At 34.3% G+C, this 25,972-nt stretch carries 25 protein-coding genes; 15 read left to right on the top strand and 10 right to left on the bottom strand.

The window, feature by feature from the left end; translation table 11 throughout:
• Positions 1 to 15 precede the first annotated feature (15 nt).
• The 4 genes from typA (at position 16) to AC5P2S_RS08900 (ending at position 5,546) form a co-directional block, all read left to right on the top strand.
• Positions 16 to 1,824: a translational GTPase TypA gene (typA, locus tag AC5P2S_RS08915; protein WP_494554674.1), complete on the top strand. Its 1,809-nt coding sequence runs from the start codon at positions 16 to 18 to the stop codon at positions 1,822 to 1,824.
• A 62-nt stretch (positions 1,825 to 1,886) separates the two neighbouring features.
• Positions 1,887 to 2,720, top strand: coding sequence for a formyltetrahydrofolate deformylase (purU, locus tag AC5P2S_RS08910; protein ID WP_494554673.1), 834 nt, complete (start codon positions 1,887 to 1,889; stop codon positions 2,718 to 2,720).
• An 82-nt stretch (positions 2,721 to 2,802) separates the two neighbouring features.
• Positions 2,803 to 4,371: a glycoside hydrolase family 10-like protein gene (locus AC5P2S_RS08905; protein WP_494554672.1), complete on the top strand. Its 1,569-nt coding sequence runs from the start codon at positions 2,803 to 2,805 to the stop codon at positions 4,369 to 4,371.
• A gap of 41 nt (positions 4,372 to 4,412) precedes the next feature.
• Positions 4,413 to 5,546: a pyridoxal phosphate-dependent aminotransferase gene (locus AC5P2S_RS08900; protein ID WP_494554671.1), complete on the top strand. Its 1,134-nt coding sequence runs from the start codon at positions 4,413 to 4,415 to the stop codon at positions 5,544 to 5,546.
• A gap of 2 nt (positions 5,547 to 5,548) precedes the next feature.
• On the opposite strand, the gene AC5P2S_RS08895 is transcribed toward AC5P2S_RS08900, so the two are convergent.
• The gene (locus AC5P2S_RS08895; RefSeq protein WP_283415412.1) at positions 5,549 to 6,421 is read right to left on the bottom strand and encodes an AraC family transcriptional regulator; all 873 of its coding nucleotides are present in this window, start codon (positions 6,419 to 6,421) and stop codon (positions 5,549 to 5,551) included.
• Between the two features lie 163 nt (positions 6,422 to 6,584).
• On the opposite strand from AC5P2S_RS08895, the gene AC5P2S_RS08890 reads away from it, so the two are divergent.
• Entirely contained in the window at positions 6,585 to 7,181 is a 597-nt protein-coding gene (locus AC5P2S_RS08890) for a hypothetical protein (protein ID WP_283415411.1), read from the top strand.
• 78 nt (positions 7,182 to 7,259) lie between these two features.
• Here the strand turns inward: AC5P2S_RS08890 and AC5P2S_RS08885 are convergent, their stop codons facing one another.
• Both AC5P2S_RS08885 and AC5P2S_RS08880 read right to left on the bottom strand, forming a co-directional pair.
• Positions 7,260 to 8,255, bottom strand: coding sequence for a glycosyltransferase family 2 protein (locus tag AC5P2S_RS08885; protein WP_283415410.1), 996 nt, complete (start codon positions 8,253 to 8,255; stop codon positions 7,260 to 7,262).
• A gap of 7 nt (positions 8,256 to 8,262) precedes the next feature.
• Positions 8,263 to 9,423, bottom strand: coding sequence for a THUMP domain-containing class I SAM-dependent RNA methyltransferase (locus AC5P2S_RS08880; protein WP_494554670.1), 1,161 nt, complete (start codon positions 9,421 to 9,423; stop codon positions 8,263 to 8,265).
• Positions 9,424 to 9,531: 108 nt separating this feature from the next.
• Between AC5P2S_RS08880 and AC5P2S_RS08875 the strand changes: the two genes are divergently transcribed.
• Genes AC5P2S_RS08875 through AC5P2S_RS08850 form a run of 6 tightly spaced genes read left to right on the top strand, consistent with a single transcriptional unit; the run spans position 9,532 to position 12,959 of the window.
• Positions 9,532 to 10,260, top strand: a complete 729-nt coding sequence (locus tag AC5P2S_RS08875; protein ID WP_494554669.1) for an SAM-dependent methyltransferase — start codon at positions 9,532 to 9,534, stop codon at positions 10,258 to 10,260.
• 14 nt (positions 10,261 to 10,274) lie between these two features.
• Positions 10,275 to 10,967 carry a ZIP family metal transporter gene (locus AC5P2S_RS08870; protein ID WP_494554668.1) on the top strand — a complete coding sequence of 231 codons (693 nt, stop codon included), beginning with the start codon at positions 10,275 to 10,277 and terminating at the stop codon, positions 10,965 to 10,967.
• 56 nt (positions 10,968 to 11,023) lie between these two features.
• Positions 11,024 to 11,398 (top strand): bacillithiol system redox-active protein YtxJ, encoded by a 375-nt coding sequence (gene ytxJ / locus AC5P2S_RS08865; protein ID WP_283415406.1) that lies wholly within the window; start codon positions 11,024 to 11,026, stop codon positions 11,396 to 11,398.
• A gap of 22 nt (positions 11,399 to 11,420) precedes the next feature.
• Positions 11,421 to 12,014 (top strand): Crp/Fnr family transcriptional regulator, encoded by a 594-nt coding sequence (locus tag AC5P2S_RS08860; RefSeq protein ID WP_283415405.1) that lies wholly within the window; start codon positions 11,421 to 11,423, stop codon positions 12,012 to 12,014.
• Position 12,015: 1 nt separating this feature from the next.
• A complete protein-coding gene (locus AC5P2S_RS08855) occupies positions 12,016 to 12,516 on the top strand; it encodes a thermonuclease family protein (RefSeq protein WP_494554667.1) in 501 nt (166 codons plus the stop codon).
• On the top strand, positions 12,513 to 12,959 hold the full coding sequence (locus AC5P2S_RS08850; protein ID WP_283415403.1) for a GNAT family N-acetyltransferase: 447 nt from the start codon (positions 12,513 to 12,515) through the stop codon (positions 12,957 to 12,959). Before AC5P2S_RS08855 ends, AC5P2S_RS08850 begins: the two co-directional genes overlap by 4 nt.
• 5 nt (positions 12,960 to 12,964) lie before the next feature.
• Here the strand turns inward: AC5P2S_RS08850 and AC5P2S_RS08845 are convergent, their stop codons facing one another.
• From AC5P2S_RS08845 to AC5P2S_RS08825, 5 genes are all read right to left on the bottom strand, one after another.
• Positions 12,965 to 13,237: a hypothetical protein gene (locus AC5P2S_RS08845; protein ID WP_494554666.1), complete on the bottom strand. Its 273-nt coding sequence runs from the start codon at positions 13,235 to 13,237 to the stop codon at positions 12,965 to 12,967.
• A gap of 132 nt (positions 13,238 to 13,369) precedes the next feature.
• Positions 13,370 to 14,377, bottom strand: a complete 1,008-nt coding sequence (locus tag AC5P2S_RS08840) for an adenosine deaminase (protein WP_494554665.1) — start codon at positions 14,375 to 14,377, stop codon at positions 13,370 to 13,372.
• A gap of 81 nt (positions 14,378 to 14,458) precedes the next feature.
• Positions 14,459 to 14,707 (bottom strand): DUF6952 family protein, encoded by a 249-nt coding sequence (locus AC5P2S_RS08835; RefSeq protein WP_283415401.1) that lies wholly within the window; start codon positions 14,705 to 14,707, stop codon positions 14,459 to 14,461.
• Positions 14,708 to 14,758: 51 nt separating this feature from the next.
• Positions 14,759 to 15,070: a thioredoxin family protein gene (locus AC5P2S_RS08830; RefSeq protein WP_283415400.1), complete on the bottom strand. Its 312-nt coding sequence runs from the start codon at positions 15,068 to 15,070 to the stop codon at positions 14,759 to 14,761.
• A gap of 51 nt (positions 15,071 to 15,121) precedes the next feature.
• Entirely contained in the window at positions 15,122 to 15,754 is a 633-nt protein-coding gene (locus AC5P2S_RS08825) for a peroxiredoxin (protein WP_283415399.1), read from the bottom strand.
• 301 nt (positions 15,755 to 16,055) lie between these two features.
• Here AC5P2S_RS08825 and AC5P2S_RS08820 point away from each other — a divergent pair, with 301 nt between their 5' ends.
• Both AC5P2S_RS08820 and AC5P2S_RS08815 read left to right on the top strand, forming a co-directional pair.
• Positions 16,056 to 17,507, top strand: coding sequence for an MBOAT family O-acyltransferase (locus AC5P2S_RS08820; RefSeq protein ID WP_494554664.1), 1,452 nt, complete (start codon positions 16,056 to 16,058; stop codon positions 17,505 to 17,507).
• Positions 17,508 to 17,688: 181 nt separating this feature from the next.
• Positions 17,689 to 18,378 (top strand): hypothetical protein, encoded by a 690-nt coding sequence (locus AC5P2S_RS08815; RefSeq protein ID WP_494554663.1) that lies wholly within the window; start codon positions 17,689 to 17,691, stop codon positions 18,376 to 18,378.
• A 44-nt stretch (positions 18,379 to 18,422) separates the two neighbouring features.
• Here the strand turns inward: AC5P2S_RS08815 and AC5P2S_RS08810 are convergent, their stop codons facing one another.
• Positions 18,423 to 19,613: a pyridoxal phosphate-dependent aminotransferase gene (locus tag AC5P2S_RS08810; protein ID WP_494554662.1), complete on the bottom strand. Its 1,191-nt coding sequence runs from the start codon at positions 19,611 to 19,613 to the stop codon at positions 18,423 to 18,425.
• Positions 19,614 to 19,895: 282 nt separating this feature from the next.
• Between AC5P2S_RS08810 and AC5P2S_RS08805 the strand changes: the two genes are divergently transcribed.
• Positions 19,896 to 21,146, top strand: coding sequence for a LuxR C-terminal-related transcriptional regulator (locus tag AC5P2S_RS08805; protein WP_494554661.1), 1,251 nt, complete (start codon positions 19,896 to 19,898; stop codon positions 21,144 to 21,146).
• A gap of 28 nt (positions 21,147 to 21,174) precedes the next feature.
• Here AC5P2S_RS08805 and AC5P2S_RS08800 read toward each other — a convergent pair whose 3' ends face one another.
• Positions 21,175 to 21,354 carry a hypothetical protein gene (locus tag AC5P2S_RS08800; RefSeq protein WP_283415388.1) on the bottom strand — a complete coding sequence of 60 codons (180 nt, stop codon included), beginning with the start codon at positions 21,352 to 21,354 and terminating at the stop codon, positions 21,175 to 21,177.
• A 128-nt stretch (positions 21,355 to 21,482) separates the two neighbouring features.
• Here AC5P2S_RS08800 and AC5P2S_RS08795 point away from each other — a divergent pair, with 128 nt between their 5' ends.
• On the top strand, positions 21,483 to 25,871 hold the full coding sequence (locus AC5P2S_RS08795) for a DUF8693 domain-containing protein (protein WP_494554660.1): 4,389 nt from the start codon (positions 21,483 to 21,485) through the stop codon (positions 25,869 to 25,871).
• Positions 25,872 to 25,972 lie beyond the last annotated feature (101 nt).

Here is a 25,972-nt window from a genome sequence, read left to right as displayed (position 1 = left end):
GCGTAAAAAATGGATATGCAAAACATTAGAAATATAGCGATTATCGCACACGTTGACCACGGTAAAACAACTTTGGTTGATAAGATTATTCATGCAACCAACATCTTCAGAGAGAATCAGGAGAGTGGTGAATTGATTATGGATAACAATGATCTGGAGAGAGAAAGAGGGATTACGATTCTTTCAAAAAACATCTCTGTTAATTACAAAGACGTTAAAATTAACGTTATCGACACGCCTGGTCACGCCGATTTTGGTGGTGAGGTTGAAAGAGTTCTTAAGATGGCCGATGGTGTAATTTTGTTGGTGGATGCGTTCGAAGGACCAATGCCGCAGACAAGATTCGTACTTCAAAAAGCTTTGGAATTGGGGCTTAGACCATTGGTTGTTATTAACAAAGTGGACAAGCCAAACTGTCGTCCGGATGAAGTTCACGATCAGGTTTTTGACTTGTTCTTCAACCTGGATGCAACGGAAGAGCAGTTGGATTTCCCAACGTTCTACGGTTCATCAAAGCAAGGCTGGTTCAACACTTCGTTAGAACAAACAGATAATATTTTCCCATTATTAGACGGGATTTTACAATATGTTCCAGAACCAAAAGTAACTGAAGGGAACCTTCAGATGCAGATTACTTCATTAGATTTCTCTTCTTTCTTGGGAAGAATTGCGATTGGTAAAGTAACAAGAGGTGAGATCAAAGAATCACAATGGATTGGTTTGGCGCAAGCGGACGGAAAAATTGTGAAAGGAAAAGTTAAAGAACTTTACGTTTTCGAAGGTCTTGGAAAGAAAAAAGTAACAGAAGTAGGTGCCGGAGATATCTGTGCTGTAGTAGGTTTCGATGCTTTCCAGATTGGAGATTCTTTTGTTGACCTGGAAAATCCTGAGCCATTGGAAAGAACAGCGATTGATGAGCCGACGTTGAATATGACGTTTTCTATCAACAATTCGCCTTTCTTCGGTAAAGATGGTAAGTATGTAACTTCTAACCACTTAAAAGAAAGATTAACAAAAGAATTAGAGAAAAACTTGGCATTGAGAGTTCAACAAACTGATGATGCAAACACTTTCTTAGTTTTTGGTAGAGGTATTCTTCACTTATCGGTTTTAATTGAAACCATGAGAAGAGAAGGTTATGAAATGACAATTGGTCAGCCTCAGGTTATCTTGAAAGAAGATGAAAATGGTCAGAAATTAGAACCATACGAATCTTTGGTAGTTGACGTTCCGGAAGAATTTGCTTCCAGAGTTATCGACTTGGCAACTCAGAGAAAAGGTGACCTTCACATTATGGAAACTAAAGGTGAAATGCAACATATGGAATTCGAAATTCCTTCCAGAGGTCTAATAGGATTACGTTCTCAAATGTTGACAGCTACTGCCGGTGAAGCGATTATGGCACACCGTTTCACAGAATACAAGCCTTTCAAAGGTGCTATCCCTGGAAGAAATAATGGTGTATTAGTAAGTAAAGGAACTGGTCCGGCTACAGAATATTCTATCAACAAACTACAGGATAGAGGTAAGTTCTTTGTGGATCCGGGTGAAGAGATCTATACAGGTATGATTGTAGGTGAACAAAATAAACCGGGAGATTTGGTTGTAAATATTGTAGAAGCTAAACAGCTGAACAATATGCGTGCAGCCGGAAAAGATAAAGATACTGGTGTTGCACCGAAAATCCTGTTCTCTCTGGAAGAATGTATGGAATATATCCAGGCCGACGAAGCGATTGAAGTTACACCAAACTTCATCAGAATGAGAAAGAAAATTCTTTCCGAAGAAGAAAGAAAAAGATTGGAAAGACAGGCGAAAGCTTAATCTTATAACTTATTAAAGTCCTCAATTTTGAGGACTTTTTTGAATTTAAACACAAAAACACTATGAATCAATTCACCATAAAAATCACCTGCAAAGACGAAAAAGGTCTGGTTTACAGAATCTCTGAAATCCTTTTGGAAAACGGGCTCAATATTATCAAGAATGACGAATTCGTTGATAATGAAAAGTCCCAATTCTTTATGAGAACCGAAGTTGCCGGAATTGCCGAACCCGAAAAAGTTATTGAACAGCTCAAAAAACAATTAGGTGATTGCTCAATCGAATTAAGCCAAAATCAATCTAAAAATGTAGTGGTTTTGGTGACAAAAGAACATCATTGTTTAGCCGACTTATTAATAAGAAATCAATTCAAAGACCTTAATTTCAATATTCTGGCGGTTATTGGAAATTATGAAAACCTGAGAGAATTGACGGAGAAATTCAATATTCCTTTTACTTATATCCCGGCAGAAAATATCACGAGAGAAGAGCACGAAGAAAAAATCAAAACAGTTCTTCAAAATTACAACTACGATTATCTTGTTCTGGCGAAGTTTATGAGAATCCTTTCTCCTGATTTTGTAAAAGATTTTGAAGGAAAAATTATTAATATTCACCATTCGTTTTTACCGGCTTTCATTGGCGCAAACCCTTATAAACAGGCATTTGAAAGAGGCGTTAAAATCATCGGAGCAACAGCACATTTTGTAACGAATGATTTGGATGAAGGTCCTATTATCTATCAGGATATTATCAAAGTCAGTCATTCCAAAACTGCTAAAGATCTGGCTAAAATGGGAAAAGATGTTGAAAGAATTGTTCTGGCAAATGCACTTAAATTAGTTTTCGAAGACAAAGTTTTCATTGACGGTAACAAAACCATTATTTTCGAATAAAAAAGTTAACAAATTATAAAAAGCATCCTATTATTCGGATGCTTTTTTGTATTTCTGATATTATCGTTTAGTTTTGCAAACTATGCGTTTTAGATTATCATTTTTCCAAATATTAATATTGGCCGCTTTTGTGGTTTCTTGTGCTACAAAAACTAAAAAATCAACTCCAAAATCAGGAGTTAAGAAGCCTGTTGTAAAGACAGAAATTAAAACTCCAACTCCAAAACCTTTTACTCAGCCTCCAACAATTACTTTACCTGAAATTAAAAGAGAATTCAGAGGTGCGTGGATTGCGTCGGTTGCTAACATCAACTGGCCTTCGAAGAATAATTTGTCTGTTGAACAGCAAAAGCAGGAAGCTATTCAATTACTGAATCTTTTAGCAGATCTTAACTTCAATGCTGTGATATTGCAAATTCGTCCATCGGCAGATGCTTTGTACAAAAGCCCACACGAACCCTGGTCTTATTTTTTGACAGGACAAATTGGTACAGCGCCTTATCCTGAATATGATCCTTTGGAATTTTGGATTGAAGAATCTCACAAACGTGGTCTGGAATTTCATGCCTGGCTCAATCCGTTTCGTGCGCATCATTCCAACGGTGGACAAATCACATCAGAATCAATGGTAAAAAAATCACCGGACAATATCGTTAAGCTGAAAAACGGAATGTATTGGTTTGACCCGGCTGATGACAGAACACAGGAACAAGCGTCAAAAGTGGTCAAAGATATCGTTTCAAGATATGATGTGGACGGAATTCATTTTGATGATTATTTTTATCCTTATGCCGAATATAACGGTGGAAAAGATTTTCCGGATTACAAATCCTGGTCGGTTTACCAGCAATCTGGCGGAACATTGTCCAGAGCGGATTGGAGACGAGCAAATGTGAACAAATTTGTGAAGCGGATCTATGACGAAATCAAAGCTCAGAAAAATGATGTTAAATTCGGAATCAGCCCTTTTGGGATTTGGAAGCCCGGTTTTCCTGCAGGTATCAAAGGATCTTCTCAATATGATGAATTATATGCTGATGCAAAACTTTGGCTGAATCAGGGTTGGATTGACTATTTCACGCCTCAATTATATTGGCCGATTGAATCTTCAGGACAGAGTTTTCCACTTCTTTTGCAATGGTGGAGTGAAGAGAATATAAAAGGTCGTCATCTTTGGCCTGGTCTTAATACTGTTGCTATAAAATCACCAAATCCCGTTGCTGAAATTGCCGGACAAATAGATGTATCCCGTCAAATTCTGAAGAAAGATGCAGGAGCAGTACATTGGAGTATTGCCGGAATCAGTAAAAATTATTCTATGCAGCAAGAGTTGAAAGCCAATTCTTATAAAGAAAAAGCTTTGTTTCCTGAAACAACCTGGCTTACTTCTAAAGAATTACCGGAATTAGATGTAACCTGGAAAAAACAGTCCAATAATATCACAGTGACCTGGAACAAAGAATCTGAAGCATTGTCTTATGTTATTTATCAAAAATACGGTAATAATTGGCAAACGGAAATTCTCTCACCGGAAATCATCAGTAAAAATATAGCCTCAGAATCTAACGGAAAGAAACTGTCAACAATTGTTGTAAGGTCTGTGAATAAGCTTGGGAAGTTGAGTAATTATAAAGTTGTTTTGATTAATTAGGAATTAATAACTATTTAAAGTCGTATTTGGTTAACGATAAAATGGTTAAATTCGGGGAAATAATTTCCGATATGACAACCAATAGAAGAGACTGGCTGAAAACTGCAATTCTTGGCGGAACAGCTTTGGTATTTTCACCTTTAGAAATTCTAGCTAAAGAAATTCCAAATTATAAAGAAATCAGCCAAAATGCTGATGTCATAAGGCTTTGCTTTAATGAAAATCCATTCGGAACTTCGCCAAAAGCTTTGGAAGCGATGCAGAAAAGCCTTGGTTTTTCGTCGATGTATGATTTCCGTTTTGCAGATATTTTATGTGAAAAATTAGCGGAGAAAAATGGGCTTAAGAAAGAGAATATCCTGGTTTCAGCAGGATCGTCTTTTCTGTTGGAATTAATTACAAAATATGTTTCCTTAGACAAAGGCCATTTCATTATTCCCAATCCTTCGTTTACGATTTTTGAATCGATTGCCGGGTTTTTGGGAATGTCAAAATCGGTTATTCCGTTGACCGGGCAAAAGAAAATCGATTTGGAAGCGATGAGAAAATCGATCCGGAAAGATACGAAGCTCATCTATATCTGCAATCCGAATAATCCAACGGGAGATTTACTTTCAAGACAGGAAATTGAAAGTTTCATCCAATCAATTCCTGATAACATTACGATTTTAATAGATGAAGCTTACATCGAATTTACGAATCAAAAATCCTTGGGCGATCTGGTGAATCAATATAATAATCTGGTTGTGACGAGAACATTTTCCAAACTTTATGGTTTTGCCGGTGCAAGGTTAGGTTATGCAATTGGTCATACAAAAATGATTGAAAACCTGAAAAAACTACAAAGCTGGAGTGGTGCGGAAATCAGTGTTGTAACAATGGCGGGCGCAATTGCAGCAATGGAAGATGAGATCTTTATTTCCAAAGTTTTGGATAACAATCAGAAATCTAAAGATTTTACAATTTCAGAATTTAGAAAAAGGGGAATTAAAACCATTCCGTCTTCTGCTAATTTTGTATATTTTTCGTTGGACAATTACAAAGGTGATTATTTCAAAAAACTGAAAGATGCAAAGATCCTTGGCGGCAAAACTTATGAAGAAAAAGGGAAGTGGACAAGGATTAGTTTGGGAACAATGGAGGAGATGAGAAACTATTTTGAGGTAATTTCTTAATCCTAAGCCAAAATATTACTAAACTCTTTCCGATACTGTGACGGACTTTTCTGTGTATGCTCTTTAAAAGTTTTATTAAAGTAACTAAAATTATTAAATCCGCTGTCAAAACAAACTTCTGTGATACTCATCGGTTGTTCTGCCAAGAGTTTCAGAGAATGTGTGATTCTGTATTCATTCACAAACTGAGTGAAGGTTTTGTTCGTTATTTTCTTGAAATAGCGGCAAAAAGAAGGCACCGTCATGTTGGATAATTCAGCGACAGTTTCCAGCGGAATCTGTTCCTTAAAATGATCTTTCACATAATTGAAAATCACACTGATCCGGTCATTATCTTCTTTCTGAGTCTGGAGGTAATATTTGGATGCATTCAGGATTTTATAATCCTGGGTTTGGGATAATTCGTCAAGAATTTCAATCAAAAAAAGAAGTTTGGTCAGAGAGTGTGATTCGGTAAGAGCATCAATTTTGGATTTAAGAGCTTTTTTCGTTTTTTCGCCAAAAACAATTCCGCTTTTTGCTTTTTCCAATAAAGAAAGAATTCTGCTCATTTCCGTTGCTTTCCAAAATTCTACACCCAGAAAATCCTTAGAAAACTGTATCACCACTTCATACTCATTCTTGGTATTTTCATTCGTCATTCCACAATGCGGAAGATTGCTGCCAATTAGAATCAAATCACCATCTGTGAAGTACGAAATGTTACTTCCAATCTGTCTTTTACCCGAACCTTTGTACACATAGATCAGCTCGATCTCAGGATGAAAATGCCAGAAATTGGTCTTGATATTTTCATTTCTCAAATATCTGAGACAAGTAAAACTACTGCCTACATCAGGACTTACAGATTCTAAAACCGGATTATAATGTTTCATGCAACAAAGTTAGGGAATTAATATTACATGTTTTAAATTATCATAATTTTGTTGTTAACATTAATTTAATGTTAATATAGCACACATTTTTGAAAATTGAATTGTATCAGGTGAGATTTAACCATTATACATTTGTATTGTAAAACGATTAAAGAATATTATTATGAAAAGTCTATTAAAAATAAGTTTGATTGTTAGCGCAATGCTAATTTCAATGAGTGTTTCGGCAAAAGATAAATTCTTTTCAATTTCATTAACAGAAGCTAATTCTAAAACACTCCGTTTTGAGATCTTCAATGCTGAGAATGTTTCACTATATTTCTATAATGACAGAAAAGATGAAATCTATTCGGAAAATATCGGGAACAAAGAGAATGTTGAAAAAACTTATGACCTTTCAACACTTTCTGAAGGTGATTATTTTTTGGTAGCTGAATCGGATTTTAAAATTGAAAAATATAAAGTAACGATTGACAAAAACGGAAATGTTTCTGCCGCAAAAACACCTGTTCTCGCATTTAACAAGCCAGAATATACTGTTGAAAACAATATTGTGAAACTGCATATGAACAGTATTGAGAATGCTATTAATGTGACCGTCTCAGACCTTGCAAATAATGAGTATTACAACCAATCTGTTAAAGCTAACAATGGTGAGATCAATCTTAAATTCGATTTGAACGCTAATAACTCGCCTGCTTACATCATCAGTGTAGAAAAGAATGGTGATGTTTTTAACAGACTTATTACTTTGAAATAGTTTCTCTAAACTAAGGTTATATATATTATTTTCTTAAGCTTCATAAATAATTTATGAAGCTTTTTGTTTTACTCCAAATTAATGAAAATGTTTAGGAAAAGCTTCTCTTGGTGATTGTTTCAAAATATTGAGGAGAAACCATGATTTTAAAAAACCATAACCGTAAGAAAACATTTGGATATAGGTAGAGATAATTGCCATTGATGCAATGCTGATATTTCTGGTTACAAACAAAGCATGGAAAAACACCAGAAAAGTATAAAGTCCGTATAAAGCAAGAATCAGCCCATTTCCCCAAACAAAATAATGAATGGCTCCAACCAAGTATCCCAATAGAAAAATAGTTGGAAACCAGAATGTCGGCTTTACATATTTTGGATGTCTTTGGTTGAGAATTGGTCTTGCACAACCGAATTGGTATACCTGTTTGGAGAATTTCCCAAAATCTGTTCTGCGTTTGTGATAAACCCCAATATCATCATAAAATCTGGTTGTGTAACCATTTTCCCAAAGTGTCATAGACAGATCCGGGTCTTCACCGATCCGCATTTCTGAGAAACCGCCGACTTTCAAAAAAGCCTCTTTATTAACACCCATATTGAAACTTCTGGGCTGGAATTTAGTCACTGCATTTTTATTTCCCCGGATTCCGCCTGTTGTAAAAACCGAAGTCATAGAGTAGGAGATTGCTTTTTGCATCAGGTTAAAACCTTTGTGCGCTTTGTCCGCACCTCCAAAAGCATCGCACGGATTTTTAATCAGATTTTTCTTGATGTTTTCAATATAATCCGTTTCTACAATCACATCAGAATCTACAAAAACCAGCCAATCATTCTTCGCTCGTTTTGCCCCGTAATTTCGGCTCAATCCAGGACCTGAATTATCCTTTCGGAAAAACTGAATATCCAGCTGCTCTTCGAATAATTCCACAGTCGGGAGAAGCTTGATGATAGAACCATCATCCACAACAATGACTTCAAAATCTTTATCGGTCTGACGTGATAAAGAATTCAGAAGTTCAAATAATTCGTCTTTTCTGTTGAAGATGGCAATGATGATTGAGATTGTTGTCAAAGTAGTATTATTTTTCTAGTTTATGCACTTTCTTCGTTCCATCATACATCTCATACTGTAAAAATCTCGTCTCCAGTTTTCCATTGAAAAGCTTGATTTTTCTTGAAGGTCTGAGTCCGATTTTTTTCGGCGCATCAAGGTCGGCAGAAATCAGCCAGGCCAAAGTGTTAGGATAATGCTGTTTAAAAGTATCACCGATTTTTTTATAGAAATTATCATCATTAATACTAATTCTCTCGTCATAAGGCGGATTGAAAACTATCAATAATGGGAACATATCTTTCTCAGATTCGAAGAAATTTTGTTTTCTCACTTCAATAACATCTTCCATTTCTGCGGCTTCTATATTGGTTCTTGCTGCGTTCAAAGCCCTGGCGTCCATATCATAACCCACAATTTTCCCAGTGAATTCTTTCACCCTGTTGATCCGGAATTCTTTGATCTTTTGGAACAAATCTTCGTCATAATTTTTCCAGTTTTGAAAAGCAAACTCTTTTCTGAAAATCTGTGCCGGCAGATCCAGGGCAATCATTGTAGCTTCTATCAATAATGTTCCGGAACCACACATCGGATCCAGAAAATTACCTTTTCCGTCCCAACCTGCCAATTGTAACATTCCGCTGGCCAACACTTCGTTAATCGGCGCAACGGTCTGCTCTTTTCTGTAACCACGCTTGAAAAGGGGATCGCCTGAACTATCCAAGGAAATCGTTACCAATTCTCTATCGATATGAAGATGAAATTTGATATCAGGATTGTCTTTGTTAACGTTAGGTCTGATGTTATGTTTTTCCTGAAAATAATCGACAATTGCATCTTTCATTTTCAAAGTCATAAACTGAGAATGGCTGAATCTCTCCGAGTTTACAGTCGCATCAATCGCAAATGACTGGTGTTTCTCCAGAAACTGATCCCATTCAAACTTGAATAATTTATCGTAATATTTAGATTCATTAAAAGCTTTGAATTCTAAAATTGGAACAATAATTTTAAGCGCAGTTCTGCAAGAATAATTGAGTTTGTAAAGAAAACCCAGGTCACCTTCGCAAGTCACTGCACGGTTTCTGGCTTCTACTTTTTTACCGCCTAGTTTTTTAACTTCATCGGCCAAAACCTGTTCTAACCCGAAAAAAGTTTTGATCTGTATATGCAGATTGTTTGTATCCATTCCGCAAAGATAATAGATATTTACATGATAGATAATAGACTTTTGAACTTATAGAAAATCTCTTCCTTAATCTGCCGGTCTCACATCTATTTTCCTTATTTTTGCAAGATGCAATGGTTCGAAGAATGGTTTGATACACCATATTATCATATTTTATACAGCAACCGGGATTATCAGGAAGCCGAAAATTTTCTGAATCTGCTAACCGGTTTTCTGAAACTTGAGAAAAATTCAAAAATAATTGATTTAGCTTGCGGAAAAGGCAGACATTCGGTGTATCTGAACAAGTTAGGTTACAATGTTCTAGGACTGGATTTGTCCGAACAAAGTATCAGTTATGATAAGCAATTCGAAAATGACTCTTTGAAATTTCGGGTTCACGATATGAGAAATAGGATTGAGACCGAGCCTGTTGATGCGGTTTTTAACTTGTTCACAAGCTTTGGATATTTCGAAACGGAAGAAGAGGACAAAAGTGTTTTCCGTTCTGTTTCCGATGCTTTAAAGAATGAAGGTTATTTCGTTTTAGATTTTCTGAATTCTGATTATGTGAAAAATGTCATCGTTCCGAAAAGTTCTATCGAAAGAGAAAATATTACCTTTAATATTCAAAAACATATTGAGAATGATTTTATCATTAAAGAAATTAATTTTGAAGACCAAGGCAAAAAGTTTCATTTTTTCGAACGTGTCAAACTGACTTCTCCTGAAAAAATCCTGAAATTTGCTGATGAATTTGGTTTTGAATTAATCCAACGTTGGGGCGATTATCAGCTTAATGATTTTGAGGGAAAAAGTTCCCAAAGATGTATTAATTTGTTTAGAAAGATTAAATAGATTTAAGTTTTAAGATGATTATACTTCTATTGATATTAAGTGTTCTGATTGGAGTTTTTCTTGGAAAATATTTCGGAAGTAAGCAGCAATTTGCAAAAAATCTCTTGATTCTGAGTGCAGGTTTTCTGATAACGATCTGTCTGAATGAGGTTTTTCCGGAAGTTTATCATTCTGAAGACCATAATATCGGGATTTTTGTGATTCTTGGGGTTTTGATTCAGATGTTGCTTGAAAGTTTGACCAAAGGTTTTGAGCACGGGCATCTTCATCATCATTCGGATGAACATTCGATTATTCCTGTTGCGTTGATCATCGGACTGTTTGTTCACGCTTTTATAGAAGGAATTCCTTTATCTCATGAGAAAGAAACTTTGTCACCATATCTTTTGGGAATTCTTTTTCATAATATCCCGATTTCCTTTGTTTTGGGAAGTTTCCTGACGCACAGTAAAAATTTCTCAACCAAATTCTGGCTGATTGTTCTCGTTTTTGCTTTGGCTTCACCTTTGGGAATGCTTTTGGGGCAATACTTTGATGAAAATCTGAAAGTGTATTTCTTAGCTGTAGTTGGCGGAATTTTCCTTCATATTTCGTCAGTTATAATTTTCGAAAGTAATAAGAATCACAAGATGGACTGGACAAAAATTATCCTCGTGATTTGCGGCATTGGACTGGCACTTGGAGGACATTTGTTCCATCATCATTAATTAAAAAATATTTTCTATTTCGACAGGAAAATCTTAATTTTACTCAAATCGATTTTATGGGATTTTTAGATCAAATATTTGGTAAAAAAGAGGAGCAGGATCAAAAAAAAAGCCTTTGGAAAAAACTGGAATCCGAAAAGGATTTAGATTCAGCAGTTGAGAGATCCAATCAGCAAAAAGTCTTGATTTTCAAACATTCTACACGTTGTTTTATCAGCAAAACAATGCTGAAATCTTTTGAAAGACAAATGGAAAATTCCGATAAAGATTATGTCTATTATTTCCTCGATTTGTTGGCTCATAGAAATATATCCAACGAGATTGAATCCCGTTTTGACGTTGTACATCAGAGTCCACAGCTAATCGTTCTGGAAAATGGAAAAGCAACGTACAACAGCTCTCATCAGAATATCAGTCTTGATAAAATTTAATCAAATTAAAACACAGTAACAAATGGAATATCAGAACTTCCGCAATCATCTCTCAAAAATATTAGGCGTTCCCATTGAAAGCTTAGAATTTTGTTCATCATATTATGAAATAAAACAAGCAAAGAAGAATGAAATCATTTTGCGGGAAGGAGAGATTTCTGATTGTACCTTTTTTGTAGAAAAAGGCTTGTTGAGAATGTATTCTATTGACAAAGCGGGAAAAGAACACGTGATACAGTTTGCACCGGAAAACTGGATCATATCTGATACAACCAGTCAGCTCTTGAATGAGAAATCCAGATTTTACATCGAAGCAATCGAAGACAGTATATTAGTTGTGACAAGAGAAGGCTTCTTTGAAAACCTTTCAAAAGTTTATCCCGATGTTGCAGAAAAGAATCAAAGATTGATGTTCAATCATATTAAGAATTTGCAAAATCGCGTCAATGCATTAATCAGCACAACTGCTGAAGAACGTTATCTTGAGTTTCTGAAAAAATATCCTAATCTGATGCTGAGAGTTCCGCAGTGGATGGTCGCTTCTTATCTTGGAATTACGCCGGAAAGTTTGAGCCGTGTAAGAAAAGAATTGGCAAAGAAAAAATTTGAGATTTGATTTGAATCGGTTTTTAGTATTAATTCTTTTGTCTGTTTTCAGTTTCGGGCAAAATCAGTCAAAGGAAAATCTCAGCCATAAAACATTTTCTGCAAAAGTTATCGGAATCTCCGACGGTGATACGATGGAAGTTCTTTACAAGAAAACTCCAATCAAAATCCGGCTTGCTCACATCGATTCTCCTGAGAAAAAAGGAACTCAGCCTTTCGGAAATAATGCCAAACAAGCTTTGTCTCATCTTTGTTTCGGAAAAACAGTCATGATAGAATCTGAAAAATACGACCGGTACAAACGATTGATTGCAGTTGTTATTAATGATAGAAAACAAATCGTTAATCAGGAAATGATAAAACAAGGAATGGCCTGGCATTATAAAAAATATTCCAGCGATCCTGTTTATGCAAAATTGGAATCCGAAGCGCGAAACAATAGAGTAGGACTATGGCAAGATAAAAATCCAATTGCGCCCTGGCTGTGGAGAGAAAATAAAAAGAAAAAATGAATCACGAAATTTTAAAAGCAAATATCTCCGATATTCCTGATCTGTGTCAAATGATGAAGGATTTCTATGCCATTGATCTTTATCCGTTTGATGAAAAAACCACTACCGATAATTTTGTAAGATTCATCAATAATCATCATTATGGCGAATGCTTTAAAATTGTTTTTGAACAACAGATCGCAGGTTATATTATTCTGGCAAAATATTTCAGTTTCGAATTTGGTGGAGAGATCTTATTTTTAGACGAATTGTTTGTTAAACCAGAATTTCAAGGGAAATCTCTGGGCAAAAAAGCGTTGGAGTTTGTTAAGAATTATTCCATTGAAAACAGCTTCAAAATTGTTCTTCTGGAAATTGAAAACCATAATGAAAAAGCGAAAAAACTTTATGAACATTATGGTTTCCAAAATCATAAAAGGAGTTTGATGATTCTTAAGAATTGAAAATATTAGAACTTATAATTATCCGTTTTACAATAATATTTAGGATCACAGCCTGTAAGTTCACAGCCCCCGAAATAATATTTTTTTTTATTTTTCTTCATAAATCTTCCAGTTGTTAAACCATAAAATATAGGTAAAACCTTTTTATCGCTTTTACAAATTGGACAAACTGAGCTTTTGTTTTCCCTAAAACTGCAGTGGATTGTATCTTTAGTTTTCTCTTGAGGAAAAGACATTAATGATACCATTATAAAAAACAAAAAGAATATTTGCTTCATATCTAAAAAGCTAATATTTAGTTTTATTAATTCTTTTGCCAGATAAAATCAATTTTATTATTTCTTGAAAATTAAATATATCAAGATTCCTACTGAATGATAATATTAAGCTTAACAATTTATATTAAAATTTTATTTAAAATCTGCAACCGCTATATCCACTTTTTCAAGATAAGATTTCTTTTGATCATCAGTTGCAAAAGAGTAGTTAAAAGAGTTTTTCACTAATGTAATGATGTCTTCTTTTGATAAATCCAAAGCTTCCTGGACCGCTTCAAAATTAGCATTCATATAGCCACCGAAATAAGCGGGATCATCAGAATTGACAGTTGCTTTGATGCCTTTTTCCAAAAGCTTTTTTAATGGATGATTGGTCATCACATCGGTATTTCTCAATTCAAGATTGGAAAGTGGACAAACGGTCAAAGCTAAATCTCTTTTTACGATTTCCTGAACCAATTTTTCGTCTTCCAAGCATCTGTTTCCGTGATCGATTCTTGCAACTTTGAGAATGTCAATAGCTTCCCAAATATATTCAGCCGGACCTTCCTCACCAGCGTGTGCAACCGGAATGTAGCCTTCTTTCACAGATGCTTCGAATACGTTTTTGAATTTGGTTGGCGGATTTCCCATTTCGGAAGAATCCAGACCAATAGAAGTAATTAAGTCTTTGTAAGGCAATGATTGCTTTAATGTTTCAAAAGCGGATTCTTCGGAAAGATGCCGCAAATAGCTCATGATGAACAGAGAATTGATTCCCCATTTTTCCTTTGCATCCAATCTAGCCTTTTGCAATCCATTGATAACCGTCTCAAAAGCAATTCCTCTGTCCGTATGTGTTTGCGGATCAAACATTATTTCGGTATGAATGACATTATTCTCATAACATTTCTGATAATAAGCCATTGCCAGATCGTAGAAATCTTTCTCGTGAATCAGAACGCCGGCACCGGCATAATAAATATCCAAAAAGTCCTGTAGACAGGAGAACCGATAAGCTTTTTTAACTTCATCGATTGTTTTATAAGGAATCTCAATTTGGTTTCTTTGGGCAATTTCGAACATCAGTTCCGGTTCAAAACTTCCTTCGATATGTAAATGTAATTCTGCTTTTGGAAGTGCAGCGATAAAATCTTTCATAGTTTTTTGATTTTATCCAAAAATAACGAAAAAAGGCTTTAGAAATCTCTTTCCAAAGCCTTTTTGTAAAAAATAAACTATTTATTTATCTATTGAACCCATCACTTTTTGAGCAAAGGAATTCAAAGCATCTTTCTCACTCATTCCGTTTTGAACGCTGGCATGAACTTCCAAAGCTCCACAAATATTAGTTATCAATTCTCCGGTGACGTTAAGGTCTTCTTCAGAGACATTTCGGAATTCTGAAAAACTTTCCAGAACTTCTAAAGTTGTTTCCAGATTTTCCGGTGTTTGGTTTTGATAAAACTGTCTTATGATTGGTAATTTCATTTTTAATAGATTTAGAAATTATAAGATTTAGAGACCGAGAATATCTCAGTTTTAACCTTTTAATTCACTGAAAAGATGATTAAGACTTTCAGCCTGATTGGTTTGAACCTGGTTTTTTAGAACACCGCCTTCAAATGCTGCGAAGGTCGGCAAATTATCAACCGTTGCCAGTTTTCTACTTTCCGGCAATTTTTCCGCATCCACATAATAGAAAGGGATATCCTCATTCTCTGCAGCTAATTTTTTGAATTTTGGCTTCATAATCCTGCAGTTCCCACACCAAGTTGCACCATACTGAACCATTACTTTATCATTCTCCTGAATAATCTGTTGTAATGTGTCTCCTGTAAGTTCTATGTACATTCTACAATTATTAATGATTGATTATAAATGATAATTGATTGAGAAAATCAATTAGTTTTTGCTGAAGTATTCTGCAACACCGGTTCTGTTAGCGTTCATTGCATCTTTTCCTTCTTCCCAGTTTGCAGGACAAACTTCTCCGTGTTTCTGAACGTGTGCATAGGCATCGATCAATCTAAGATATTCTTTAACGTTTCTACCAAGAGGCATATCGTTTACAGACTCGTGGAAGATTTTTCCAGTCTCATCGATCAGATAAGTTGCTCTGTAAGTTACGTTAGAACCTGTAAACACCTCGTTTCCTTCTTCATCATATTCCAAGTCCTGATCTACAATTCCAAGGATATTTGCCAATTGTCTGTGCGTGTCAGCAAGGATTGGATAAGTTACACCTTCGATTCCTCCATTATCTTTTGGAGTGTTCAACCAAGCAAAATGAACTTCGTTGGTATCGCAAGAAGCACCAATAACCATAGTGTTTCTCTTTTGGAATTCTGGTAAAGCCTCCTGAAAAGCGTGTAATTCTGTCGGGCAAACAAAAGTAAAATCTTTTGGATACCAAAACAAAATCACTTTTTGCTGATTATTAACCGCTTCTTCAAATACATTGATCTTAAGATCATCACCCATTTCACTCATTGCATCGATCGCAACATTCGGGAATAATTTACCTACTAATGACATAATATTTAAGTTTAAATTGTTGTTTAAATTTGATAGTGCAAAATTACAAAGATTTTGTGAATTAAAAATCAATTTGCTATTTATAAAATCTATCAATGTGAAAGACTGAAAACTAACAGTGTTATGTGGCTAATACGGTAAAGTCAGGGTTTTTTATTATATCAATTAATATATAAAATATTAAACAATTAATTCACAAAATTGAATATGCAAAGACAAGAATTATAAATTGATAAAATATTATTTAGCAATTAAAAGTGAAAAGATAGATTTTTTATAATTTAGTCGGGAATAAAACTAAATGCTATTTAACTCAATTAATTTTGCAATATTTCTTCCAATTGTATTTATATTATATTGGTATTTTGCAAAAAGTCTTAAAATCCAGAATGCCTTATTACTGATCTCAAGCTATTTTTTCTATGCTTGTTGGGATTGGCGATTCATGTTTTTATTATTATTTTCAACTTTTCTGGATTATTTTACTGGATTAAAAATGCAAAATTCCCAAAATCAAAAAGAAAAAAGAATTTGGTTCTGGCTGAGTATTGTTGTAAATCTGGGTTTTCTAGGCTTTTATAAATATTATAATTTCTTTGCAGAATCATTTGCAGAATCAGTATCTTATTTTGGGTGGAAAATAAGCCCTGTTTTATTAAAAGTTATTTTACCGGTTGGTATCTCGTTTTATACTTTTCATGGGCTTTCTTATGTAATTGATATTTATAAGAATAAAATAAAAGCAGAAAGTAATTTTGTCGATTATGCTGTCTTTGTCAGTTTCTTTCCGCTTTTGGTTGCCGGTCCCATTGAACGTGCCACACATCTTCTACCTCAGATAAAAAAAAGAAGGAATTTTGATTATGCACAAGCAGCAGATGGTCTGCGACAAATACTTTGGGGATTATTAAAGAAAATTGTCATTGCAGATAATTGTGCCGAGATAGCCAATCAGATATTTGGTAATTCTTCAGATATGAATGGTAGCTCCTTATTTCTGGGTGCCATCTTTTTCACTTTCCAGATCTATGGTGATTTTTCAGGCTATTCTGATATTGCTTTGGGTACAGCTCGTTTATTCGGAATAGAACTGTTACGCAATTTTGCATTCCCGTATTTTTCAAGAGATATTGCCGAATTCTGGCGCCGTTGGCATATATCGTTATCATCGTGGTTCAAAGATTACCTGTATATTCCTCTTGGTGGGAGCAAAGGAGGGAATTGGATGCGTATTCGCAACGTGTTTATTATTTTCATCGTAAGCGGATTCTGGCATGGCGCTAATTGGACCTTTATAGTTTGGGGAATTTTGAATGCATTATTTATACTGCCTTCTGTTGTAATGAAAACCAATAGAAATAATTTGGAAATCGTTGCAAAAGACCGGATTTTACCAACATTTAAAGAATTGATGCAAATGATGATAACATTTATATTGATCGTATTTGCATGGATATTTTTCAGAGCGGAAAACATTGGTCATGCTATAGGTTATGTAAAAGGAATTTTTTCACTTTCACTCATTACATATCCAAATTTTGATAAAATTGATGATATGTTAACGGCAATTATACTTATTGTTGTTTTTTTATTAATAGAATGGCTTGGAAGAGAAAATCAATATGCAATAGAAGGTATTAAGAATTTCAATTCAAAATCTATAAGATGGCTTTGTTATATTATGATTCTATTTGTCATTTATTTTTACGGTAATTTTGGTGAAAGTATAGAGTTTATCTATTTTCAATTTTAATAACTAAGACTTGAAAAGATTTATTTTTAACATATTTATTCTCTTCATAATAATATTTGTATTTAATATTATTGTCTTTGTTTTTGCAAATGACAATTATTATAAAGGTTATAACGATTTTCCTGACAAACGGTTTAGATCATTTATAATGGCCGATTCACATGGAATGTCAATAAAAAAAATGCCTGAAAAATTTGGCGTTTATAATTTTTCTGATAACAGTGATTCTTATTATGATATGAAAAGGAAGTTAATCTATCTAATAGAAAATCATTACAAAATCGATAAAATATATATTAGTGTCGATAATTATACATTGAGCCCTTACAGAGATAAGAATAATAACCTGGATAAAAGTATAAAATATACATCCAAGATTGATTATAATTACATCAATGAAAAATATATAAAGTATTATTTCCCAATTTTCCAACCAAAAATTAATTCTCTTTTCAGGATATACTTACAGGACAAGGTAAAGCTGATTTTTCAACAAAGAAATAATACAGTCAATATTATTTGGAACAAATTATCCGAAGAAGAAAAAATCGTCAGAGCTAAAGATAGAGTGAACAGCCAGTTTCCGTCGCATAATAAAAGTAAAGCTCTGGAACAGGAACTAATCAAAATCATTGATATCTGTCAAAGAAACAATATCAAACTTATTGGTGTTAAGTTTCCTGTTTCTGGTTATTATCTGAAAATGTTAGGCAATAAAAATTATGGTGCTGACAAATTATTTGTTTCCAAAGGCTTAGAAATAATTGACTGTCAATCTTTTTTCAAAGAAAAAAATGAATATTTTGGAGATCAGGATCACTTGAATTTTCAGGGTGGAGAAAAATTCACGAAAATATTGTTGCAAAAATAAACCACTATAAAAACATCTATAGTGGTTTGTAAAATACTCGATTGTTAAAATTGTTCAACACAATCTTTGATTCGTCTCATTGCTTCTCGCAGTTCTTTTTCCGAAGCTGCATAAGAAAAACGAATACATTCGGGGCTTCCGAAACTAACACCGCCAACACAAGCAACATTGGCATTTTCTAATATAAACATTGCGAAATCATCAGAATCTTTGATTTCAGTTCCATTCAAATTCTTACCGATGAAGTAAGAAATATCCGGGAAGAAATAGAATGCACTTTTTGGAAGGTTGCATTTGAAACCTTTGATATCTTTCATTAAATCGAAAACCAAATCACGTCTTTTATGGAATTCGGTAATCATATATTGTAATTCTGACGGATCCATCTGTAAAGCCGTAATAGAAGCTCTTTGCGCTATTGTATTCGCACCGCTGGTCATTTGGCCCTGGACTTTGTCACAAGCCTTCGCTAACCAGTCAGGGCATGCCGAATAACCGATTCTCCAGCCTGTCATAGCAAAAGCTTTGCTCATACCATTGATTACAGCGGTTTGCTCATAAACCTGAGGAAAGCTCGCAATAGAAACGTGTTCACCTTCATAATTAATAAATTCATAGATTTCATCGGAAATGATTGTAATCTCAGGATATTTTGCAATAACATCAGCAATTGACTCCAATTCTTCTTTGGTGTAGAAACTACCCGATGGGTTACAAGGCGAACTATAAAGCAGGGCTTTAGTCTTTGGTGTAATGGCTTTTTCTAATTGCTCCGCTGTAATTTTGAATTCCGTATCAATAGATGTCTGGATAAAAACCGAAGTTCCCCCAACCAATTTTACCATCTCATCATAACTTACCCAATATGGCGCGGGTAAAATAACTTCGTCACCGTCATTAATGATCGCAGACAAAACATTAATGATAGATTGTTTTGCACCATTGGAAACACAAATTTGTGTTGGTTTATAATCCAGCTGATTATCTCTTTTTAGTTTTTCTGATATGGCTTGTCTCAGTTCCAAAAAACCGGGAACGGGCGAGTAGTGGCTATAATTTTCATTAATGGCATCAAAAGCAGCTTGTTTGATTTTTTGAGGAACATCAAAATCCGGTTCGCCCAAAGTTAAACTAATTACATCTATTCCGGCGGCTTTCATCTCACGCGCTTTGTTACTCATTACGAAGGTCTGAGAATAACTCAGTCTGTTCAGTCTATCAGAAATTTTACTCATTATGTATTACGATTAGATTCAATCACAAATATAATTTTTTATAATCAATAACCTAAACAAGTAGCATATTAAAATAAAAATTATTATAACCCTGATGTGAATAAAAAATATTTGCAAAAAAATGCTTCTGAAAATTAATTCGGTGTTGAAAATAAATATAGATTTGATTTAAAAATTAATTATTTATTGAGAAATTATTGATATAATTAATTATTTTTGCATTTATCTTCAAACACTTGTTTATAATTAATAACAAGATAGAATATTTTAGGCAACCCATTAATGAATTTTAATTTTACGAAATATTTTTCAGCTCTTTTAATACTATTTTTCATTTTTATTAATGCAAAAAAAATAGACCTGCATTCTATTGAGGAAGAAATCATCCAATATAATAGAGAAGGAAAACATAAGCTATCACAAAAGAAACTATCTGATATTTTACTCAACGGTGATCTCACAAAAGAAGAAGAAGGTAATATTCTTTTTCTGATGGCAACTACATATCGCAGCGTCAATGATTATATGATGTGTATCGAGTATCTCAATCGTTCCAATTCAATTGCCAGACAATTACCTCCGGACAATATCTTGAGAATGAAAATAGATTATGAATATGCCTTTGTCTATTTTGATAATAACGATTACAAAAAAGCGGAAGAAGCCATGAAAAGGATTGCTTCAAAAAATTATGTCAACGCTTTTCCGGAAGACAATTCCTATATACTGATGCAAGAAGGTTACCTTTTCATGATCAAAAAAAAATACAATGAAGCTGAAAAAAAGTATTACGAAGCCATGGATATCATGGAAAATGCGAATACCTGCAATGTGCCTATAGTTTATGTAAAGCTTATGAACCTGTATGGGAAAAGGAAAGACATAGGAAAAGCAGAGGAGGCATACAAAGAGAGCATGCAGATTTCCGATAGCTGTAACATTTTAAAATACAAAATCTTAGCCTCATCCGAAATGGAAAAAATCTATAAGGAGAATAATCTTTTTGCGAAAGCCTACCTAATTGGTTCAAAGCTTGATTCACTTCGCAGATTGGAAAATCAGGATGTTAAGATCTCCGAGATGCATATTGTTGATAAGGCACTTACTGAAAAAGAGCAGATCATAAAAGAAGAATCAGATATTTGGAAAAGAACTGTTGTTTTAATTGTCCTGATTTTATTATCCGTTTTAATTGCTTATTATTTCTTCAGAAAAAATAAAAAAATAAAAAAGGACAGGTTGAGGATGAAGGAAGAAATTGAGCAAATGAAAGAAGAGCTCAACCAGTATTCTCAAAATTCGTCTGACGAAAAAATTCTAAATCCTGAACTTGATTTATTATTAAATTCTAACAAATTAACCGACCGCCAGAAAGATCTTTTGATACTTTTAGCAGATGGATTGTCCAACAAGGAAATTGCTGAAAAACTTTTCATAAGTGAAAATACGGTTAAGTATCATACCAAGAATATTTATAATATTTTGGACATTAAAGATCGGAAAGATTTCTTCAAAAAATTGAGAAATAATTAATTTTCGACCTACTACATTTCCCCTACATCTACGTAAAAACACCTACTACATTGCCCATACAAAGACTATCCCAAAGGATAGTTTTTGCTTTAAACACAGGGTTTTCCGCTCCAAAACTTGTACGTCTTACAGTATTATTAATAATATTGCAACCGGATTGGTAAAAATATAATAGCAGATAAGTTCTGCTTGCGAACAAACTATCCATTTTGTAAGGATAAACCTCCTTAAAAATCACCTGAAATTTTCAAGGAGCAGATTTATTACCGTATGATAATATGGATGCAAAATATGCAATTTAATTTTGCACGCTCAAATTTTTATAAATCATCGATTATGAAAAAAAACTATTTTTTATTCTTTGCAATACTATTTGCAAATTTATTTTTTGGACAATCAGATTTAGTTAAATGGGGATTAACCTCAAATGGAAATGTAACTTACAGCAATAGCCGTGTAACAGCAACAGCTATTACCACTAGTCAAAACCCGATCTCTTACAGCTCACAAGGAATGACTGTAACAGGTTGGAATAATAGCAGTGTAGAACACTATCGTTATTTTGGATTTTCCGTAAGTTCTTCTAACGGAAATCAGGTAAAAATCTCTAATCTTGCTTTTGAACAGGACAAAACCAACCCTGGCCCAACACATTATACTATCAGGTATTACGTTGCACCGAATAATAATGCCATAGATGATTATACATACATGTATAATGTAGGTTCTACAATATTGGTTAATAACGAATCGATTAATGCTAATGCTGCCAAGAATATTCCTCTTAATATAACATTGTCAGGAACACAGACTCTTGTTATACGTTTCTATTCGTCGGGTAATAACTGGAATGGTGGCTGGATAATCAAAGCTAATACTCTAAAGTTAACTGAAACTCAAGCAACTGTTCCTGTAGCAAACAACGATTCTTATTCTGTTTATAAAAATAGTACCACCAACCTGAACATTCTTTCAAACGATACTTCAGGTTCAGCTATAAGCGGGATAACAATCACACAACAACCCGCACATGGAACTTTAACTGTGAACGGAACAACTGATGTAACTTATACTCCAACATCCGGATATGAAGGTGCGGACACATTTAAATACAAAGCAGTCAATACCACAGGATCCTCCAATGAAGCAACAGTTAGCTTAAATGTGATTGCTGCTGTTCCGGTTGCAAATAATGACTCGTATAATGTTTATAATTTCACCGATACCAACCTTAATATCTTAAGCAATGATACTTCAACACTTGCGATAACCGGTATAACAATTACTCAACAGCCTTCACACGGAACAATAACTGTAAACGGAACAAGCAATGTGACTTACAAATCTGTCGCAGGTTATGTAGGAGCGGATTCGTTCAAATACCAGGTAAGCAATATAACAGGACCTTCTAATGAAGCTTCTGTGAGCATTTCAGTTGCACAGGATCCTAATACAGCTGTACCGGTAGCTAACAATGATTCCTATACGGTTTATAAGAATAACAATTCAAATTTTAATGTTTTAAGCAATGACACTTCTGTTCTTACTATTACAGGAGTTACGATTACCCAGCAACCTGCACATGGAACATTGACTGTTAATGGAACTACAAATATTACCTACAAGCCGGAAACCGGTTACGGAGGAGCAGATACATTCAAATATAAAGCAGTTAATGCAACGGGACCTTCCAATGAGGCTACTGTAAGCATCAATGTTGTGGATAACGTTAATTCGGTTTTAGCACGTTGGAACAAGTCAGATTTTTCACCAAACAGATACAATGACAATATCACGGTTGGGAATATGACTTCAACAGCCAATCTTTCTTATGTTCAGTATATCAGTGCGAGTGGTTATAATGCATTCCACACAACAGGCTGGCCTGATAAAAATGTTGAAACAATTGATAAGAGTAAGTATATTCAGTTTACCATAAGTCCGAAAAATGGTTATAAATTATACCTCTCTGATTTCAGTTTTCTTTGCAGAATGGAATCAGGTGATGCAAGAATTAAAATTGACTATTCTTTGAACAGTAATTTCACAACAGCATACAATGTATTACCAGAAACAACAATTACTAATAGCATCTCTACAATCTCTGTTACAAACTTTTCAAGACCAATTGCAACAGACGGGCAAATTGTTTACCTGAGAATCTATGTTTATAATACATGGAATGCTTTTCAAATATTGCTGAATGATGGAGGCACTAATGGTCCGGCGTTCTCAGGATATACAGAATTCAGTTCTACTGCGCCGATTGCCTATAACGATACGGTAAGCAATATTGTTAATAATGATATCGATATCAATGTTTTGATTAATGATGATTACAGCAACAAGATTAATTCATTAACATATACACAGCCGTCTCATGGAACAACTAGCTTAAATGCTGACAAAACGATCAACTATATTCCGGCTAAAGATTATGTTGGTACAGATTCTTTCTCATATTATATCACGAATGAATATGGCGTTTCCAATACAGCAACTGTAAGTATCAATAATGTTCCGAACGCAACTTCACCTTTGATTCGTTGGGATCAGAATAATTTTACAGCAACTACGTTTCAGTCATTCATCAATTCAACAACAATGACGACTGCTGGTGGTGTAACTGTTAATGTGGGTGGTGAGACCAATCCGAAGGCTTATTATCTTGTAAGCCAGAATAATGGAACAGGAAGCCCAATCAATACTTCCAAATACACTCAATTTATCCTGGACAATATCAGTCCAAACAAAACAATTGAGCCAAAGACTTTCAGCTATATTGCAAAAGGGACTGATGGTGCGATTTATGAATTGCGTTATTCAAAAAATGCGGATTTTTCAGATTATACTGTAATGGGAACAGGAACGGTTACTAACAATTATACGCTGAAAACATTAAATTTCAGCAATACATTGAAAGTAGGACCGGGTGAGAAAGTTTATGTAAGATTATATCTTTATAATACGGATTATGTACAATATGTTTTCCAGTATCTTCCTGGTGGTTCTGGCCCTGAGATTGACGGTATTTTTTACAATTATGTTTTTGCTTCTAATGATACAACCTGGCTAAATGCAGCTAATCCTCATTGGAATAATGGAATACCTACCGCAACTAAAAATGCAATCATTGAAACTAGTTACGATACTGCAACTTATGGTAACTTCGAAAGTAATAATTTGACAATTAATCCGGGAGGAACATTGACTGTCAATGCTGGAGGATATATAACGATTAACGGACAAATCGCAAACAAAAATACTGCGACAGGTTCATTTGTTATAGAGCACAATGCTAACCTTTTACAAAAGAATAATGCTCAGAATACCGGAAATGTAACTGTTAAAAAATCTGCCATTATCCCGAAAATGGGTTATAACTATTGGTCTTCACCAGTAATAGGACAAAACCTTTATCAGTTTTCCGAAGGTTATAACCAGGCAACAACAACGGGAACAGGAACCCCTTGGAGCAGATTCTATGTTTACAATGAAGCTAATGATTATTTTGTAACAACCATTGCAAATGAGATTACGCTGAATTCTTCATCTGTATTCCAACCCGCAAGAGGATATGCGATCCGAGGAAAAAACAGTTTCCCGGAAACAGTTACAACAACATCTGCAACATCACAATTCGAATTTGTTGGTATTCCTCAAAATGGCGATGTTACTTCGTACAATCTCAAGTGGACGAGCGCAGTGAGAGGATATAACTTAGTTGGAAATCCTTATCCTTCTAATATTAGCTTCAGTGATTTTTATGCAGAAAACAGTTCAAAAATCTATGGCGTTGCATATTTCTGGACCAATAATGACGGACAGGTAACATCTCAGCAGAGTAGCGGCTACAGCGGAAACAATTACGCAATCGCAACAGCTGTAGGAGGGACATCCGCAACCTATTTCGGTTACAATAACAGAAAACCTAATGGCAATATTTCTGTCGGTCAAGGATTTATAATTCAAACTAAACAAGCCGGAAAAAATCAGCCCTTGGTATTCAAGAATTCTATGAGAAATTCTGATGCTGCAAATTATTATAACAAGACAAGTTCTCAGAAAAACAGATTTTGGTTAGAATTCAAATCACCAACCAATGTTAACAATGAAATATTGATCGGCTACGTTCCAAATGCAACTAATGGCTTTGACAACGATTATGATGCAGATCTGTTGGCAATCGGTAGTGACTCGTTCTGGAATGTTTTAGACAATCACAAATTGGCAATCCAGGCAAAAGATGAAAATTTCTCAGAAGAAGATATTGTAAAATTAGGATTCAAATCCTCCACATCAGGTAATTATACCATTTCCTTAACAGATAAGGACGGAATCTTCAAAACAAGCCAGGCAATTTATTTGAAAGATAAGTATCTTAATAAAGTCATCAACATTACAGATAATGTTTATACTTTCTACACAAGCTCCGGACAGTATGAAGATAGATTCGAGGTGATCTACAAATCTTTGGAAACTTTAGGCATTGATAATAGTTTAAAAAACGGAATTATTATTTCTAAAGACTCTCAGAACTTTGTTATAAAATCCGATGATAATATTGATGAAGTAAGTCTTTATGATTCTGTCGGAAGATTATTATACAACACAAAAAATGCAAAAAAAGAAGTTTTGATTAATAAGACGAACCTTACAGAAGGGATGTACATTATAAAAGTGAATTCTAGAAATACAACGATGACCAAAAAAGTTTTAAAATAACACATTAAAACTTTGAAATTTAGAAACCGCCAAAAATCATTTTTTGGTGGTTTTTTATTTGATTGTAATTAATAATTAAGAAATCTTTTCATAATTTCGCC

This window comes from Epilithonimonas sp. 33E (assembly GCF_059372615.1).
Note: the sequence above shows the minus strand (reverse complement) of the source record. Positions and strands in the feature narration are given on the sequence as shown.

What these genes read in the sequence shown, in the direction of transcription:
- typA (WP_494554674.1), top strand. Translation starts at nt 16, where the DNA reads ATGCAAAACATTAGAAATATAGCGATTATCGCACACGTTGACCACGGT.
- purU (WP_494554673.1), top strand. Translation starts at nt 1,887, where the DNA reads ATGAATCAATTCACCATAAAAATCACCTGCAAAGACGAAAAAGGTCTG.
- AC5P2S_RS08905 (WP_494554672.1), top strand. Translation starts at nt 2,803, where the DNA reads ATGCGTTTTAGATTATCATTTTTCCAAATATTAATATTGGCCGCTTTT.
- AC5P2S_RS08900 (WP_494554671.1), top strand. Translation starts at nt 4,413, where the DNA reads ATGGTTAAATTCGGGGAAATAATTTCCGATATGACAACCAATAGAAGA.
- AC5P2S_RS08895 (WP_283415412.1), bottom strand. Translation starts at nt 6,421, where the DNA reads ATGAAACATTATAATCCGGTTTTAGAATCTGTAAGTCCTGATGTAGGC.
- AC5P2S_RS08890 (WP_283415411.1), top strand. Translation starts at nt 6,585, where the DNA reads ATGAAAAGTCTATTAAAAATAAGTTTGATTGTTAGCGCAATGCTAATT.
- AC5P2S_RS08880 (WP_494554670.1), bottom strand. Translation starts at nt 9,423, where the DNA reads ATGGATACAAACAATCTGCATATACAGATCAAAACTTTTTTCGGGTTA.
- AC5P2S_RS08875 (WP_494554669.1), top strand. Translation starts at nt 9,532, where the DNA reads ATGCAATGGTTCGAAGAATGGTTTGATACACCATATTATCATATTTTA.
- AC5P2S_RS08870 (WP_494554668.1), top strand. Translation starts at nt 10,275, where the DNA reads ATGATTATACTTCTATTGATATTAAGTGTTCTGATTGGAGTTTTTCTT.
- ytxJ (WP_283415406.1), top strand. Translation starts at nt 11,024, where the DNA reads ATGGGATTTTTAGATCAAATATTTGGTAAAAAAGAGGAGCAGGATCAA.
- AC5P2S_RS08860 (WP_283415405.1), top strand. Translation starts at nt 11,421, where the DNA reads ATGGAATATCAGAACTTCCGCAATCATCTCTCAAAAATATTAGGCGTT.
- AC5P2S_RS08850 (WP_283415403.1), top strand. Translation starts at nt 12,513, where the DNA reads ATGAATCACGAAATTTTAAAAGCAAATATCTCCGATATTCCTGATCTG.
- AC5P2S_RS08845 (WP_494554666.1), bottom strand. Translation starts at nt 13,237, where the DNA reads ATGAAGCAAATATTCTTTTTGTTTTTTATAATGGTATCATTAATGTCT.
- AC5P2S_RS08840 (WP_494554665.1), bottom strand. Translation starts at nt 14,377, where the DNA reads ATGAAAGATTTTATCGCTGCACTTCCAAAAGCAGAATTACATTTACAT.
- AC5P2S_RS08835 (WP_283415401.1), bottom strand. Translation starts at nt 14,707, where the DNA reads ATGAAATTACCAATCATAAGACAGTTTTATCAAAACCAAACACCGGAA.
- AC5P2S_RS08830 (WP_283415400.1), bottom strand. Translation starts at nt 15,070, where the DNA reads ATGTACATAGAACTTACAGGAGACACATTACAACAGATTATTCAGGAG.
- AC5P2S_RS08825 (WP_283415399.1), bottom strand. Translation starts at nt 15,754, where the DNA reads ATGTCATTAGTAGGTAAATTATTCCCGAATGTTGCGATCGATGCAATG.
- AC5P2S_RS08820 (WP_494554664.1), top strand. Translation starts at nt 16,056, where the DNA reads ATGCTATTTAACTCAATTAATTTTGCAATATTTCTTCCAATTGTATTT.
- AC5P2S_RS08815 (WP_494554663.1), top strand. Translation starts at nt 17,689, where the DNA reads ATGCCTGAAAAATTTGGCGTTTATAATTTTTCTGATAACAGTGATTCT.
- AC5P2S_RS08810 (WP_494554662.1), bottom strand. Translation starts at nt 19,613, where the DNA reads ATGAGTAAAATTTCTGATAGACTGAACAGACTGAGTTATTCTCAGACC.
- AC5P2S_RS08805 (WP_494554661.1), top strand. Translation starts at nt 19,896, where the DNA reads ATGAATTTTAATTTTACGAAATATTTTTCAGCTCTTTTAATACTATTT.
- AC5P2S_RS08800 (WP_283415388.1), bottom strand. Translation starts at nt 21,354, where the DNA reads ATGGATAGTTTGTTCGCAAGCAGAACTTATCTGCTATTATATTTTTAC.
- AC5P2S_RS08795 (WP_494554660.1), top strand. Translation starts at nt 21,483, where the DNA reads ATGAAAAAAAACTATTTTTTATTCTTTGCAATACTATTTGCAAATTTA.